This window comes from Niabella agricola (assembly GCF_021538615.1).
GTDB lineage: Bacteria > Bacteroidota > Bacteroidia > Chitinophagales > Chitinophagaceae > Niabella > Niabella agricola.
Genome location: NZ_JAJHIZ010000003.1, coordinates 2024621 through 2039321, shown reverse-complemented (window position 1 = coordinate 2039321; position 14701 = coordinate 2024621). Strand labels below are relative to the sequence as shown.

The following is a 14701-nucleotide window of genomic DNA, read 5'->3' as shown; positions in this document are numbered from 1 at the left end:
ATCACATTCCCGGTTAATGGCTCGCTTTATGCCGAATAAAACCCGTTAACACAACGCTAATTTGGTCTATTCAGAGACAAGATAGATCTTTTTGTTGCAGATGACGAACAGCTTGCTGCAAAAATTAATGGTAGCGTTATCGATAACGATACCGGTGATATTTTTGGGGATTCCTGAGGGATTTGGTATATAAAAAACTACATTGGCAGTATATTATCCATTGTTATCTATTACAAATTTATCTGGTATGAAAAAAGGACTTCTTGCTTTATGTATTGTTGCATTGCTGTTTGCATTTAAGGAACAAAAAAAGATCACCATCTATTCTATCGGAGATTCTACGATGTGTGATTATGACCAGCGGTACCTGGATAGCTTTGGTGGCGAAGGGTATCCCATCCGTGGCTGGATGCAGATGATGCCCCGTTTTTTTGCGGATCAGGTAACGATTCACAACATGGCCCGGAGCGGGAGAAGTTCAAGGAGCTTTAAGAACGAAGGCTGGTGGCAAAAGGTAATTGATGCTGTAAAACCGGGTGATTATATGTTTATTATGTTCGGACCGAATGATGAAAAGCCGGATACACTACGGCATACGGATCCTCAGACCACTTACCGCCAGTACCTGGTGGGTTATATTAAAGAAACAAGAGCAAAGGGAGGGATACCAGTATTGTTTACTTCTATTACCCGCAGAAAGTTTGATAAAGAGGGGAGGGTGTTGCCCGACACATTTGAGCCGTATGCGGAAGAGGTACGGAAAATTGCGGCAGAGATGAAAGTGCCGCTGGTGGATCTGAATGTAAAGTCAAAAGCGCTGGTGCAACAGTACGGCCCCGAAGCTTCAAAGAAATTGTACCTGTACATCGAGCCGGGTAAGTTTACCAAACTTCCAAAGGGGAGGAAGGACGATACACACCTCTCCGAAGCGGGTGCTGCCGAAATCGCACGGCTGGCGGCTGAAGGTCTGAAGGAGCTGAAATTGCCGGTAGCCAAGTATCTGAAATAACAGAGAAAGAAGTAAGCCACGAAGGCGCAAAGTTTTTTCTTTGTGTTACTTAGAGCCTTGGTGGCGAATAAAATCTGTTTCACCTGTCGGCAGCATCGGGTCTTAGTTGCGTGATTATTTATACCGGATCACCACCAGGTTGTACAACTTAAGTTGCGGCACGGTAAAATGAACCCTTCCTTTTTCCTGCTGAAAAGCCGGTGTATTGCTGGTCTTGCCGTCGGGGCTTAATACACGTACCTGTTGTATCTTTTTTCCTCCCGGTATTGTTGATGCGACCTTAATATTTTCGACCCCCGAGTTTTGATAATTAAAATTGACCAGGTGCAGCAGCAGGCGGTTGCGGTTTTCCTGTTTTACCAGCTCCATGGTCACGGTTTCCGGCGCCTCAACCTCTATAGACAATGCATCGCCCGAGGCCCATCGGATTGCCTCGATTAATTGCCGGTGATTTTTAGCGAGCCGGAAGTATTTGCCGGACATAGCCACCATGGCGGGTTTGGGCTGGGAGGGGATCACTTCCGGCAGGTAGGCAACCCTTCCTTTGCCAATATTGTTACGCTGCCCGGTAATGGACAGGATTGTTTCCGGTGTGCTGCGGTTGTGCCATTCCGGTGCGTTCACTTTAAAAAGATCATAGAGCCCGAATTGCGCTTTGCGCTGGTGCCAGCTGTTGTATAAGGAAGTATGTTCTGTGGCAACAAGGCCACCGCCGTTGCGTACAAAGGCGCGGATCAGTTCCTGTTGTTCGTCGGTAAGACTTTCCTGGTCGGCCAGTACCAATACCTTGTACCGGTCCAGGTTTTTTAGCTGTTCGTCAAAAATAATATCAAAGGGGATTTTACCCTGGATCAGACTTTGTTCAAAAAGAAACGTGCTCTGGTAAGGACGATCATTGTTGTAAGCCATCGTATTGAAGCTGTGCAGCACGGCCACATCCGCAATATTCGTGGTGCCGGTGTAGTATTCAAAATGATCGCGGAAGAAGCGTATATAATCTTTCTGATCCTGTGATAATTCAAAAGAAGTTTCGTGTTTGCCGCCCTCCATTTCTTCCAGTCCGCCGATGAGACCGATACCGTCGCGGTTATAGGCCAGTATTTCTGCCATTTTCAATTTGCTGTCGCTGGTATTGGTAAATACGCGGTTGTTCAGCGTACGCGCCATTTTAAACGTACGGATCTTGGAGAGCAGGGTGCCGTCGGCTGCCAGTTCGGTATGTTCGCCTTCTGTCCAGAAATAATTGGTATGCGCCAGCAGGCGGGGAAAATCAACGCTTTCATTCCACATGGAGTTGCGGCCGTCCAGTCCGTGCGGATTGCATTCCACCGCCACATCCGGGTTCAGGCTGCGGATGTACTCGGCCATTTCACCATAATAATCCGCCAGCCGCTGACAACGGAAGTCGGTCCATTCCTGCGCCAGCGGATCGTGCAGGATGCTGATGCTTTTGGTATAGGAAGGCGGTTCTACATAATCTACATTGCTAAAGCCCAGGCGTTGGCGGAGCTGCTCCGGGGTATATTTCTTCCGTAAAAATTCGCGGAACTGCTCCGCCGCGAGTGGATGATAAAATACCGGCGCAATGGCCTGTATGGATGAGTTGTCGAAATGGATCAGGTCCACTTTCAGGTCTTCGATAGCTATTTTTAAAACCCGTTTGATATAGGTTTTGTAACCCTCATGCTGAAAGTATACCAGCTTGCGGAAGGTTTGGCTGCCATAGGTGACCGGTTGCCCCTGGTAGGGTGGTGCGATCCAGTCCCTGGCTTCCGGTACTTCGGGAAGAAAGGTTTCATACGGCAGGGTAGCACCTACATAGGCTCCGGTCTTCAGTCCGTATTTTTTACATAATGCGGCCAGCTTGCGCGTGGCATCGATCTCTTCTTTCTCCGCGTTCAATCCAAATCCTTTATAAAAGAAGGCCATCACCATAGTGGCGCCCATCTCTTTATATTTTTTTACCTGTGCTTCGGTAGATTCCCTTTTATACACCTCATCCATCCATACCGGATTTGCGCCTACGCGGCGGCGGAAACTCGGTTTAACATCCCAGTTGCCGATCATGATCACCGGGAAACCGTCTGCCCATTTAGGCTGTGCTTTTTGGGCGGCAGGCGATTGCTGCGCTGCGGCGTTTAATGTAAACAAACAAATCGCTGTACAGAATAATAGAACAAACCTGTGCTTCATATCAATGTGATTTAGTCGTAAGAGGTTTCGGTAAACCCGGATCTGGTCGGAGCCGCAAATCATTTGGCTGCCTGGTCTTTTATAAATACATGGCCGGAACCGGGCGCCAGTTGCAGGGTTCTGCGCGCTACCATGCCGCTGGTCGTTTTCCAGTTCCCTTCCGGAAGCCTAAGCGTTGCAGTATCCTGCGGTGAAGGGTTCACACAAACCATTCCTCGCTGATACGACCGTATCCAAACATGTTGTACTTTATGCGGCTTCCCGGTTGGCATGCCAATGTTTATGTCCAGTTCCGGCCGGTAATGGAACTCCTGGTAAATGGCTTTCCTCTCAAAGCCTGTCGGTGCCAGCAGGCTCTGCGGTCCGCGCAGCAACAGGAAGTTGGCGATCACCCATTCCAGTTGTTCGGGATCCGCTTTATCCAGGGTGCCGTTTAATTGGTTGATGGAGATGTATCCCTTTGTTGCTGCTATCTGCTCCAAAAAGGAACGCTGCCGTTCCCAGGCCTTACCGGTTACATTCTTGCCGGTATGGGTAAAGCCGTTCTCATCCAGCCAGATGTCTGCTGCATGCACCATGCGCAACACTGTTTCGGGTTCGGCGCTACTGGCTTTGATATTGGCAGCAACGCGTACTCCCAGCGGGTGCAGCCGGTCTGCAAGAAATTGTATCCAGCGGATCATATTGTTCTGGAACGTCGTATCGTTCTTCTTACCGGTATACAGTTGTTCCCATTTGCCGTTTGTAAACCGGCCAACGGCGCCGGGCCAGTTGCCCAGGTCCACGTTGTCCATTGCTACCACGCGGTAACCCTGTTGTACGGCGGGCAAGATAAATTCGTTCAGGTAATATTCCCGTACCGCAGGATTGGAAACATCCAGCGGTACCAGCCCTCCGTAATCATAAATATACCCATAGGCCGGTGTTGCCTGGTCTGCTTTATACAGGATCCATTCCGGGTGATGTTGTTGATACCATCCGATGTCCCGCTTCCGGTCCGGGTTGCGGATGGATGGAAAATATTTGCTGGTTACAATGCCACCCGTCCCGGAAGGTTTGTTGGCGCCCCATATAAAATACACTTTATTATTGTGCTGATGATATACAGCAGGGTCCGGCACCCTGCCGTCAAAGATCTGTGCCAGTGGCAGGCCGTCTGCCGGGATGGCTATTGCTTTATCCTGCGCCGGAAGATAATACACCGGAAATGCAATCTGCCATAACAGGATATAACGGATAAAATGATGCATCGTTTGTTATTTTAATGCAGGTGCTAACAAAGCGGCGGAAGCATCATCGAGGTACAATCTGCAGGAAGGATGTTCCTGTAAGATGCTGGCCGGATAAAGCGGGCTCACGGGCTGCTCCACACTGTTCTTAATGGCCCGGGCCTTGCGACTGTCCGGCACGGAACAAATGATGTGCGCCGATTTCATGATCTGTTTTACGGACATGCTGATGGCCTGTACAGGCACCTCTTCCAGGGCAGCAAACCAGCCTTCGCCCATCTGCTGCAGGCGGCATTGTTCATCCAGGTTTACAATGAGGTAAGGTTCTTCCGTATTAAAATCCGCTGGAGGATCATTAAAAGCCAGGTGCCCGTTCTCCCCGATGCCCACGAGGGCCACATCGATGGGGTATTGACGGATGCGTGCATTTAAATGCCGGCGCTCCTGCTCGGCGTCATGCTCCCCGTTGATGAGGTGATCGGCTTTTAAAGGAGCTACCTTATCCAGGAAACGTTCTTTAAGGTATTTCCTGAAACTGGCCGGGTGGGTAATAGGCATCCCGATGTATTCATCGAGGTGAAACATAACCACTTTGCCCCAGTCGATATCTTCTTTAACGAGTTGTTCCAGTGTCTGAAACTGGCTGGTACCGGTAGCCAGGATGATATTTGCTTTTCCTGTTTGTTCAATGGCGTTGCGGATGAGCTGCGCTGTTTGTGCTCCGGCTGCTCTTCCTAGGGCATGCTTATCCTGCTGTATATTCAGTTCCATGTAAAAGATAAATTAAAATAAGATGATATGGTATCGTTGCCGTCAAAAGTATTAATTAACCAAGATGGAAAAAGACCTTTTGTTGAATAAAACAACGGCAACGTTGCCGGCAAACGATACCAACAACAGCCCGGCTGTATGTGCTAACAGCCCGATAACGTTACCGGTGTTTTTTCTTTTTTGTTAATGATAAATTCAGAATTTCGTTTGGATCGTTGACCATAGTGAAAGGAATACAAGAAACAATTACAACAGGGTTTTCAAAACAGGCATTTTTATTCAATGACCTCCTTTATAAAACTAAACCAATCACAACAACAATGACACACTATCTGTTAAACGCGCGGTTTACCGTCCCTGCCATGGCAATCTTATTGTCGTTTTCTGCCAGTTGTAAAAAGTCCGTACATGTGGCAGATAAAGACGCCAGACTACTGAAAAATGCGCATGCCGCGTTAACGCTTACTACGCCCTACAATGTAGTAAACAGTCTGCCGGCCGGTTATGTAACCGATGGATCGGTGGACTATACACATTATCTCCAGGGAGCCCTGGACAGCAACAGCGAATTGGAGTTTCCCGGCTTTCCCATCCTAGTTAATGACACCGGCTTAAAAGTACGCTCCAACCAGACCATTACCTTCCTTCCCGGTTCAGAGTTATGGATGAAGCCTTCTTCCAAAAATACCTATGGCGTTATCCGCATGGATGCTGTATCGAATGTAACACTGAACAGTCCGGTTATCAAAGGCGACCGCTATACCCACCTGGTCACCACCGGCGAATGGGGTATGGGCATTCTCATGTACTCCAGCAAGGATGTGGTGATTAATGATGCCCGCATCAGCGATTGCTGGGGTGATGGATTGTATATGGGCAGGACCGGTGCCACCAACCAGCGGATCACCATCCGGAACATCTGGTGCAATAATAACCGGCGCAACGGCATCTCGGTAATTTCGGTAGACAGCCTGGCCATGATTTCGCCCTATGTAGCTAACACCAATGGCGCCAGCCCCGCATCCGGTATCGATTTTGAGCCCAACACCTCCGCCGATGAAATGAAACGCATTACGGTTACCGATCCTGTTACCCGTAACAATGGCGGGTATGGCATCGCCTTTGGTATCGACCAGTTGCTGAAACCTTCTGCCACCAAGAATGTAAGCGCTACCATTACCAACCACCTGGACTCTGCCTGTGGCAAGATCTCTTTTGTGGTATCCTGTTACCGGCGCGATAGTACCACCACGGGTACCGTTACCGGCTCCATCAATATTGTGAACCCGGACTGGAAAAATCCTGCCACCGGCCGGGCCTTCCAGTTTTGGGTAACAGAGCCTACCTTTACAGGAGCGGTTTCATCGCCCAGTGTTATGGTGAATAATGTTTATAAAACCACGGCACAGATGCAGGTGCTTTTCCCCGCCTGGGTTAATGATGGAACCTGTACGTTTACATATTAAACAATACAGATCTATATGAACAAAATTGAAGTAAAACATCCCGACCGTGATCCCGGGTTTTCCACCGGCGCTTTTTCCGATGGCGTTATTGCCGATGGCTGGCTGTATGTAAGCGGCCAGGCTGCTGTGGATTTTAAAACCTCCACTTTTGTTACCGGCACCATTGAAGAAGAAACCACGCGCACGCTGAACAACGTGCGGGCCATTGTGGAAGCAGCCGGCGCAACCATGGATGATGTGGTAAAGTGTACCGTGCACCTGGCAGATATCAGCGAGTTTGAGCGGTACAACGTGGTATACAACAGCTACTTTACCGGGGTTAAACCCGCGCGCACTACGGTGCAGTCGCTGATGGCTAACAACATTAAAGTAGAAATTGATTGCGTGGTAAAACTGCCGGTTAAATAAGATCCGATGGAAACGCAAGAGTGGTATACGATCCGCAATGCGGATGCCATCGATACGCCGGCACTGGTGCTGTACCCGGAGCGTATCCGCGCCAATATCCATGCCGCAACCGGTATGACCGATCACATCGAACGGCTGCGCCCGCATGTAAAAACGCATAAATCGCCGGAGGTCACAAAGCTGTTGCTGGAGGCCGGCATACAGTGGTTTAAATGTGCTACCCTGGCGGAAGCTGCCATGCTGGCCCATGCAGGAGCACCAGATATCCTGCTGGCTTACCAGCCCACGGCGGCAAAGCTCGGCCGCTGGCTGGAGCTGATCCGGAAGTTTAGCGGCGTAACTTTTTCCTGCCTGGTGGATAATGCTGCAACGGGTGCGCTGCTTTCGGAGGCCGCTCAAAAAGCAGGGATCCCACTACACGTGTACATCGATCTTAATGTAGGTATGAACCGCACCGGTATCAAACCAGATGAGGGTGCATTGGAATTATATGAGGCCCTAACCCGGATGCCCGACATCCGCGTGGAAGGACTGCATGCGTACGACGGGCATATTAATGAAACGGATATAACACAGCGGAACGACAGTTGCACCCGGGCGTTTGCACCTGTATACTTTTTGCGCACCCTGCTAAAGGAAAGAGGGTATCCGCCGGTAAAACTCATCGCCGGCGGATCACCCACCTTTTCTGTTCATGCCGGTAAACCGGATGTGGAGTGCAGCCCGGGAACCTTTGTTTACTGGGATAAGGGGTACCAGGAGCTGCTGCCCGATCTGCGCTTTGTGCCGGCGGCGCTGGTGCTGGCGCGCATTATTTCCCTGCCCGCGCCGGACCAGGTCTGTATCGACCTGGGATATAAATCGATCGCGGCAGAACAGCCCATCAACCGGCGGGTATTCTTTTTAAATGCACCTGAACTGAAAATGCTCCGCCACAGCGAGGAGCACCTGGTAGCGGAAACGGTTCCCGGTCACGGGTGGAAGATCGGCGACCTGTTATACGGGCTGCCCTATCATATCTGTCCCACCGTGGCCCTTTACCAGCATGCGGAAGTGGTCATGGATGGCGCTAAAACCGGGGAATGGCCCGTGGCCGGGAAGGATTATATGCGCTGAATAAATGCGGCCTTTAAAAGTAGTGTTATCACGATTGTTTAAAAATAAATCTATGTCAACAGAAACAAACCATTTTCCCGTGGCGGTAGTGGGCCTGGGATTGATGGGCTGCAGCATTACTACCTGTTTGCTCATGGCCGGGCATCCTGTGGTGGCGGTGGCTCCCATCCCGGAAGACCTGGAGCATGCCGAACGGCGGATTCGGGCGCATCTCCGTAAGTCGCAACAGGAAGGGCTGGTAATGCAGGATCCGGAATTTTTCCTGGAGCGCCTGGTTATTACCGGTGATTACGAACAGCTGAAAAACAGCCGGCTGGTGATTGAATGCACCATCGAAAACCTCGAGATCAAAAAAACGGTGTACGGCAAAATTGAAGCGGTGATCGCGGCCGATGCCTTAATGGCCAGCAATACTTCGGCCATACCCATCAGCATCCTGCAACAATTAACACAGCGCCCGGAGCGGTTCTTCGGATTGCACTGGGCCGAACCATCGCATACCACCCGTTTCCTGGAAGTGATCTGCGGCGATCGCAGCAATGAAGCACTGGGCGAGCAGCTCTATGCACTGGCGCATCAATGGGGCAAGGAGCCTACACTGGTACGCAAGGATATCCGCGGCTTTATTACCAACCGGCTCATGTATGCCATGTACCGCGAAGCTTTTCACCTGGTGGAGAACGGCTATGCAACGGTGGAGGATGTGGACCGCGCCTGCCGCAATAACCCGGGCTACTGGATGACGCTTGCCGGCGTATTCCGCTGGATGGATCTTACAGGTGTACCGGCTTACCTTACGGTGCTCAAAGACCTGTGGCCTACCCTGAGCAACGCCACGGAACCACCCAAACTTATTACGGATATTGTGGCCGCTGGCGGAAGAGGGGTGGCCAATGGGAAGGGATTTTATGAATATACACCGGAAGAAGCGCGGCTTTGGGAGGAAACCTTTTCCGCCTTTAGCTTTGAGATCAGAGACCTGGCGCTGAAATACCCGGCAGACGTGGTAAAGCGGCGGCTTGCAGAAAAGGAAGGGTTTGTAAACGAAACTGTTTAAATTATAAAAAGCGCGCTTTTCGCTTTCCCGCTGGTTCAGGCGGGATCCATATACCGCAGATCGTTTTTTGCATCAATATGTAAAAAAATTGTGTAAATCCGTGGGAGATGCAACCGCATTAAAAGATCATACGAAAGTGAAATGTATTACAGATCAAAATAAAGCGTTGCGCCCTTGCCTCGTTGCGTCTTCGCGTGAAACTTTTTGGTCTGATTCAAATGGCACTTCCGTATTAACCGGCTTCAATAATTAAAGGACTATAACATGTTAATGATCGATGCGCACCTGGACCTGGCCATGAATGCGCTGGAATGGAACCGCGACCTGCAGCTGCCGGTTGCCGCCATCCGCGAACGGGAGGCCGGGCTTACCGATAAGCCGGACCGCGCCAAAGGCGTGGTATCGCTGCCGGAGCTGCGGGCGGCCAATATTGGCATTGTGGTGGCCACACAAATAGCGCGCTATGTAGAGCGTGGCAGTAACCTTCCCGGCTGGCATTCGCCGCAGCAGGCCTGGGCACAGGCACAGGGCCAGCTGGCCTGGTATAAAGCCATGGAAGATGCGGGCCAGATGGTGCAGCTAACCCATCTTCAAAAACTGGAGCAGCACCTGGCCCTGTGGAATGATCCGGCAATCAGCAATACCCAAAAACCCGTGGGCTTTGTATTGAGCCTGGAAGGGGCCGACTCGTTGGTGAACCTTTCATATCTCGAAAAGGCCCATGCCTATGGCCTGCGCGTCATTGGTCCGGCGCACTACGGCCCGGGGCGTTATGCACCCGGTACCGGGGAAACCGGCGGACTAACCCCGCTCGGCATTGAACTGTTAAAAGAGATGGATGCGCTGAAGATGATCCTGGACATTACCCACCTTACAGATGAAGGCTTCCGCCAGGCAATGGATTTGTATAAAGGGCCGGTATGGGCCAGCCATCATAACTGCCGGGCACTGGTCAATCATCAGCGGCAGCTTTCAGACGACCAGGTAAAACAGTTGATCCGGCGCGGCGCCATCATTGGCGGCGCCCTGGATGCCTGGATGCTGGTGAACGACTGGCAGCGTGGGGTATCGGACCCGGTAACGCGCAATGTAAGCCTGCAGCTACTGGTGGATCATTTTGATCATATCTGCCAGCTTGCGGGTAATAGTCAGCACATCTGCATCGGCAGCGACCTGGATGGGATGTTTGGCAAAGAACAATGTCCGTATGATATGGAAACCATTGCCGATCTTCCCTCACTGGCCGGCATGCTGGCGCAAAGAGGGTATACAACCACAGACATTGAAAATATTTTTCACGGCAACTGGCTGCGCTTTGTGCGGAACGCCTGGGCCTGATCCGGTGTATACAATCAGTATTACAGGATAATGAAACCGGCATCATAAATCCCGGATGCTTTCGGGATCATTTTTTACACATAGTGGGAATGATCCGGTAACGATCGGGATGATCATTAAAGGGTGCACCTGGAAATTCCGGGGCAGCCCAAAACAATAAAAATATACGGATGAAAAAAGACCGGCGGAGTTTTTTAAAGATGTCGGCACTGGCAGGCACCGGCATCCTGGGGGTAGGCATTCGCCCAGGTATTGCCCACATGCACAAAGCCGGCGACCCGGAAGTAGCAGATACCGCTGCTGTGGCAGAAACGGCGCCACTCAACCGTTTTCCGCGGATGATGCAGGAGTATTTTGTACAGCGGCTGCGGCAGATCGAAGCAGTGGCAGACGAACGGCGCGCGGCTGTGCAATCAAAAGCCGATGCCCTTGCCTATGTAAAGGAGGTGCGGGAAAAGATCCGCTCCTGCCTGGGCCCATGGCCGCAAAAAACACCCCTGAATGCGCGGGTTACCGGTATCATCAAACGCAAGGACTACCGCATTGAAAAAATAATATTTGAAAGCCGGCCGGGGTTCCCGGTTACCGGCAATCTTTATATACCGGTCAACCGAAAGGGGCGTATGCCGGCGGTTCTGGGTACCTGTGGACATGGTGATGCAGCAAAGGAATATCCTTCTTACCAGTCTTTTGCCCAGGGGCTGGCAAAGCAGGGGTACGTCGTGTTTATTTACGATCCCATCAGCCAGGGCGAGCGCCTGCAATATGTATCCGGCGCCAAATCCCGCTTTGGTGCGGGGGTGCCCGAGCATTTACAGGCAGGCAGCCAGCTGCTGCTTACCGGGCAATCATTAAGCACCTGGTTTGTGTGGGATGGCATCCGCGCGCTGGATTACCTGCTGGGCCGGCCGGAGGTGAACGCGGCACATGTTGGTGTTACCGGCAACTCCGGCGGCGGTACCCAAACAGCCTGGCTCTGCGCCGTGGAGGACCGCATTACCATGGCCGCACCGGGTTGTTTTATTACTACTTTCAGAAGGAATCTTGAAAATGAAAACCCGGCCGACAATGAGCAGTGCCCGCCGGGGGCACTGGCGCTGGGACTGGACCACAGCGATTTTATCGCAGCCATGGCTCCCAAACCCGCGATCCTGCTCAGCCAGGAAAAGGATTTTTTTGATATCCGCGGCACGGAAGAAGCCTATGCCCGGCTAAAAAAATTATACCGCCTGCTGGATGCGGAAGACCGCGTACAATTACATACCGATACAGGTTACCATGGATACTCCCAGGCCAACCGCGAGGCCATGTATGCATTCTTCAACAACATCATAAAACAGCGGCAGCAAAACAAGGAGCCGGAGCTGCAGCTGGAACCGGAAGCCGCGCTCTGGTGCACGCCCAACGGGCAGGTAGCAGAGCTTCAAACCGGCGGCATTCCTGCCGTGGTAGCCCGTATATCCAACCAACTAAAAGCTGCGCGCAAACCCTTACCCGCAGCGGAGCTTCAGAAAGCCGTTGCTAACCTGTTACAACTACCTACACTCACGGGCACGCCGGAATACCGCATCCTCCGGCCGATGGCGGGCCGGGGCTATCCCAAAAAACAGGCAGCGGTTTACGCGGTGGAAACGGAGCCCGGTATAACAAGTATTATATACCGGCTGGAAGATGAGCCCCTGTACTCCCGTCCTCATGGTGATGCAGCGCCCGCGCTGCTGTATATCTCCGATCTTTCGGCCGACGCTGAACTGCGCAAGGAACCCCTGTTAAAAGAATGGGCTGCAAGAAAGGATGCAGTTGTTTATACCTGCGATGTACGCGGTGCCGGTGAATCGCAGCCCAACACCTGCTCCGGTAATTTCCTGGCGCCGGCAGGCAGCGATTATTTTTATGCAACCCACAGCATCATGCTCGGGCTCCCGTACGTTGGGCAAAAGACTTTTGATGTACTGCGCGTGGTACAATGGCTGCAGGCCAGCGGGCACCGGCAGATCCATCTTGCCGGCAACGGACGCGGCGCGGTTCCCGCAGCTTTTGCAGCCTTGCTTACGGATGCCGTTACCACCATTACGTTAAAAAATGCGCCGGCCGGTTATGGTGTAATGGCGGAAGAAAGCACGCACCCGCTCCCCTTATCCCAGGTACTGCCGGGGGTATTAAAAAGCTTCGACCTCCAGGATTGCTATGCTGCACTGCAGGCAAAACAGCTTCGCAGCCTTTCCTGAAGCAATATAAAAGGGGGCCACCTGTGCTTATGGCAGCTTCCCGTGTCACTCCCTCTCATTACCTTGATCACATGACGAAAATTTTATTCCGTCATCCTGAGTTAACCATTAGCGGATCAAAATTATTGGGGTCTATGACGTGGATTATCTTTGATTAAAGCAGGCTACAGCAGTGTAGCAGTAACATCGGTTAGTGTCTAAGTACCTGTCCCTGAGTTTTGCTTCAAAGAACGGTCCATTATTGTTTGGTGATACTGTTGAGGCAGTATTCCCGTTTGGCAGCTTGCCTTTTTTCAGAACCTCTTTGAGCTGTAGCCTGCTATTTTCTAACTTTTAAAGATAATAGTTATGTCAAAGGTAATTGAGTTTGAGCAACAAAATGCAAATGCAGCCGCCATAGATATTGGCTCAAAAAAGATCTTTGTTTGCTGGGATGGGATTACCGTAAAAAGTTATGAGACTTTTACGGGCAGCTATAAGCAATGTATCGATGAGCTTAGGGCTAACGGTGTACAGCGGGTGTGTATGGAGGCCACAGGCATCTACTGGATAGCCCTGCACCAGATGCTGGAAGAAGCGGGCATGGAAGTATGCCTGGTTAATCCCAAAGAAGTAAAGCAGGTAAAGGGTAGAAAGACAGATGTAAAAGATGCCTGTTGGATACAAAAAATGTTTAGTGCCGGTCTGGTGCGCCAGAGTTATATTCCTGCCGGCAAGTTAAAAGAGTTACGAATGATGATTCGGGAGCGGGAAGATATTATTGGTATGGGAAGTACCTATGTGAATAAGATGCAAAAGGCATTGGAGTTAATGAATATTAAACTCACAGAAGTAATCTGTCAAATTAATGGTGCCAGCGGTATACGGATGATAGAGGCGATCATCAATGGAGAGCGTAATAAAGAAAAATTACTGGCACTTTGCCATGTAAGCATCCGGGAAAAGAAGGCAGATGCGGTTTTAAACGCACTTGAAGGGCATTACAATGAAAGTTGGTTATTCCTGCTGGAACAAAATTTAATTCTTTGGAAGGTGCACCAAAAACAACTCCTGCGTATTGATAAGCGTATTGAAGCATTGCTAGGTGATTTGGAGCAGGGTAGACAGTTTGTAGCAAGTGAGTATAAAGCCAAACCGGTACGGCATCATAAACCCATGATAACCGATTTGCACCAGAAATTACTAAATATTTATGGCGTAGATGCCAATTGCATTCCTGGCATCACTGATTATACACTACTAAAGCTACTGGGAGAAGTGGGGGCAGATATGAGCCGGTTTCCAACGGTAAAGCATTTTGTGAGCTGGTGCGGTCTTTGTCCCGGTCATAACCAGAGCGGTTCTAAAAGCAGGAAGTCGAAAATGAAGAATCACTCCAATGCAGGCCAAACCTTCCGCGAAGTAGCTCAGGCCTTGCTTAATAGTAAGTATATAGCTATTGGAGCCTTTATCAGGAAACTAAAGAGTAGAAAAGAGGCGCGCATAGCAATAAAAGCCGGGGCAAGAAAAATAGCTACTGCATTCTATAATTTATTAACAAAAGGAGCTCAATATATAGAGCAAGGCATTCATAAGTATGAACAACAACTCAAAGAAAGAGAACAGAAATATTTACAAAAAATGGCTTTAAAATATGGAATGAAGTTCGTTGAAATACAATCGCTTAAATAATACGTCATTGGCAGCGTAGAGGAGCCGTCCTTGCGGAATCATCCAGGCAAAGGAAGTTTTGAAATTTTATTTGTTAATAATCATAATGGCGTAAAGATTTCTCGGCTGCGCCCGAAATGACGCGTATGCACAGCCGGGGCCTGCATCAGTTGGCATGCCGCTTACCTGTCAAAGACCGTTTTGCTCAAAAATGATGACCAACCGGCCGGCTGCTG

General features: G+C 50.5%; 11 protein-coding genes. 8 read left to right on the top strand and 3 right to left on the bottom strand.

Annotated features, from left to right (window positions below; translation table 11 throughout):
• Positions 1-247: 247 nt before the first annotated feature.
• Complete coding sequence (locus LL912_RS13945) at positions 248-1009, top strand: rhamnogalacturonan acetylesterase (protein ID WP_235554189.1); 762 nt, start codon at positions 248-250, stop codon at positions 1007-1009.
• A gap of 114 nt (positions 1010-1123) precedes the next feature.
• On the opposite strand, the gene LL912_RS13940 is transcribed toward LL912_RS13945, so the two are convergent.
• From LL912_RS13940 to LL912_RS13930, 3 genes are read right to left on the bottom strand one after another with little or no spacing between them, the layout of a single operon-like run.
• Positions 1124-3202 (bottom strand): beta-galactosidase, encoded by a 2079-nt coding sequence (locus LL912_RS13940; protein WP_235554188.1) that lies wholly within the window; start codon positions 3200-3202, stop codon positions 1124-1126.
• Between the two features lie 59 nt (positions 3203-3261).
• Positions 3262-4452 carry a putative glycoside hydrolase gene (locus LL912_RS13935; protein ID WP_235554187.1) on the bottom strand — a complete coding sequence of 397 codons (1191 nt, stop codon included), beginning with the start codon at positions 4450-4452 and terminating at the stop codon, positions 3262-3264.
• 6 nt (positions 4453-4458) lie between these two features.
• Complete coding sequence (locus LL912_RS13930) at positions 4459-5202, bottom strand: glucosamine-6-phosphate deaminase (protein ID WP_235554186.1); 744 nt, start codon at positions 5200-5202, stop codon at positions 4459-4461.
• A 320-nt stretch (positions 5203-5522) separates the two neighbouring features.
• On the opposite strand from LL912_RS13930, the gene LL912_RS13925 reads away from it, so the two are divergent.
• From LL912_RS13925 to LL912_RS13895, 7 genes are all read left to right on the top strand, one after another.
• The gene (locus LL912_RS13925; protein ID WP_235554185.1) at positions 5523-6668 is read left to right on the top strand and encodes a right-handed parallel beta-helix repeat-containing protein; all 1146 of its coding nucleotides are present in this window, start codon (positions 5523-5525) and stop codon (positions 6666-6668) included.
• 15 nt (positions 6669-6683) lie between these two features.
• A complete protein-coding gene (locus LL912_RS13920; RefSeq protein WP_235554184.1) occupies positions 6684-7076 on the top strand; it encodes a RidA family protein in 393 nt (130 codons plus the stop codon).
• 6 nt (positions 7077-7082) lie between these two features.
• Complete coding sequence (locus tag LL912_RS13915) at positions 7083-8192, top strand: D-TA family PLP-dependent enzyme (protein WP_235554183.1); 1110 nt, start codon at positions 7083-7085, stop codon at positions 8190-8192.
• A gap of 52 nt (positions 8193-8244) precedes the next feature.
• Complete coding sequence (locus tag LL912_RS13910; protein WP_235554182.1) at positions 8245-9249, top strand: 3-hydroxyacyl-CoA dehydrogenase family protein; 1005 nt, start codon at positions 8245-8247, stop codon at positions 9247-9249.
• A gap of 264 nt (positions 9250-9513) precedes the next feature.
• Positions 9514-10587, top strand: a complete 1074-nt coding sequence (locus tag LL912_RS13905; protein WP_235554181.1) for a dipeptidase — start codon at positions 9514-9516, stop codon at positions 10585-10587.
• A 170-nt stretch (positions 10588-10757) separates the two neighbouring features.
• Positions 10758-12815: an alpha/beta hydrolase family protein gene (locus LL912_RS13900; protein WP_235554180.1), complete on the top strand. Its 2058-nt coding sequence runs from the start codon at positions 10758-10760 to the stop codon at positions 12813-12815.
• A 348-nt stretch (positions 12816-13163) separates the two neighbouring features.
• On the top strand, positions 13164-14486 hold the full coding sequence (locus tag LL912_RS13895; protein WP_235551714.1) for an IS110 family RNA-guided transposase: 1323 nt from the start codon (positions 13164-13166) through the stop codon (positions 14484-14486).
• Positions 14487-14701 lie beyond the last annotated feature (215 nt).

Excerpts from the sequence above, each read along its gene's own strand:
- LL912_RS13900 (WP_235554180.1), top strand. The coding sequence starts at position 10,758 with ATGAAAAAAGACCGGCGGAGTTTTTTAAAGATGTCGGCACTGGCAGGC.
- LL912_RS13940 (WP_235554188.1), bottom strand. The coding sequence starts at position 3,202 with ATGAAGCACAGGTTTGTTCTATTATTCTGTACAGCGATTTGTTTGTTT.
- LL912_RS13915 (WP_235554183.1), top strand. The coding sequence starts at position 7,083 with ATGGAAACGCAAGAGTGGTATACGATCCGCAATGCGGATGCCATCGAT.
- LL912_RS13920 (WP_235554184.1), top strand. The coding sequence starts at position 6,684 with ATGAACAAAATTGAAGTAAAACATCCCGACCGTGATCCCGGGTTTTCC.
- LL912_RS13945 (WP_235554189.1), top strand. The coding sequence starts at position 248 with ATGAAAAAAGGACTTCTTGCTTTATGTATTGTTGCATTGCTGTTTGCA.
- LL912_RS13905 (WP_235554181.1), top strand. The coding sequence starts at position 9,514 with ATGTTAATGATCGATGCGCACCTGGACCTGGCCATGAATGCGCTGGAA.
- LL912_RS13910 (WP_235554182.1), top strand. The coding sequence starts at position 8,245 with ATGTCAACAGAAACAAACCATTTTCCCGTGGCGGTAGTGGGCCTGGGA.
- LL912_RS13935 (WP_235554187.1), bottom strand. The coding sequence starts at position 4,452 with ATGCATCATTTTATCCGTTATATCCTGTTATGGCAGATTGCATTTCCG.
- LL912_RS13925 (WP_235554185.1), top strand. The coding sequence starts at position 5,523 with ATGACACACTATCTGTTAAACGCGCGGTTTACCGTCCCTGCCATGGCA.
- LL912_RS13930 (WP_235554186.1), bottom strand. The coding sequence starts at position 5,202 with ATGGAACTGAATATACAGCAGGATAAGCATGCCCTAGGAAGAGCAGCC.
- LL912_RS13895 (WP_235551714.1), top strand. The coding sequence starts at position 13,164 with ATGTCAAAGGTAATTGAGTTTGAGCAACAAAATGCAAATGCAGCCGCC.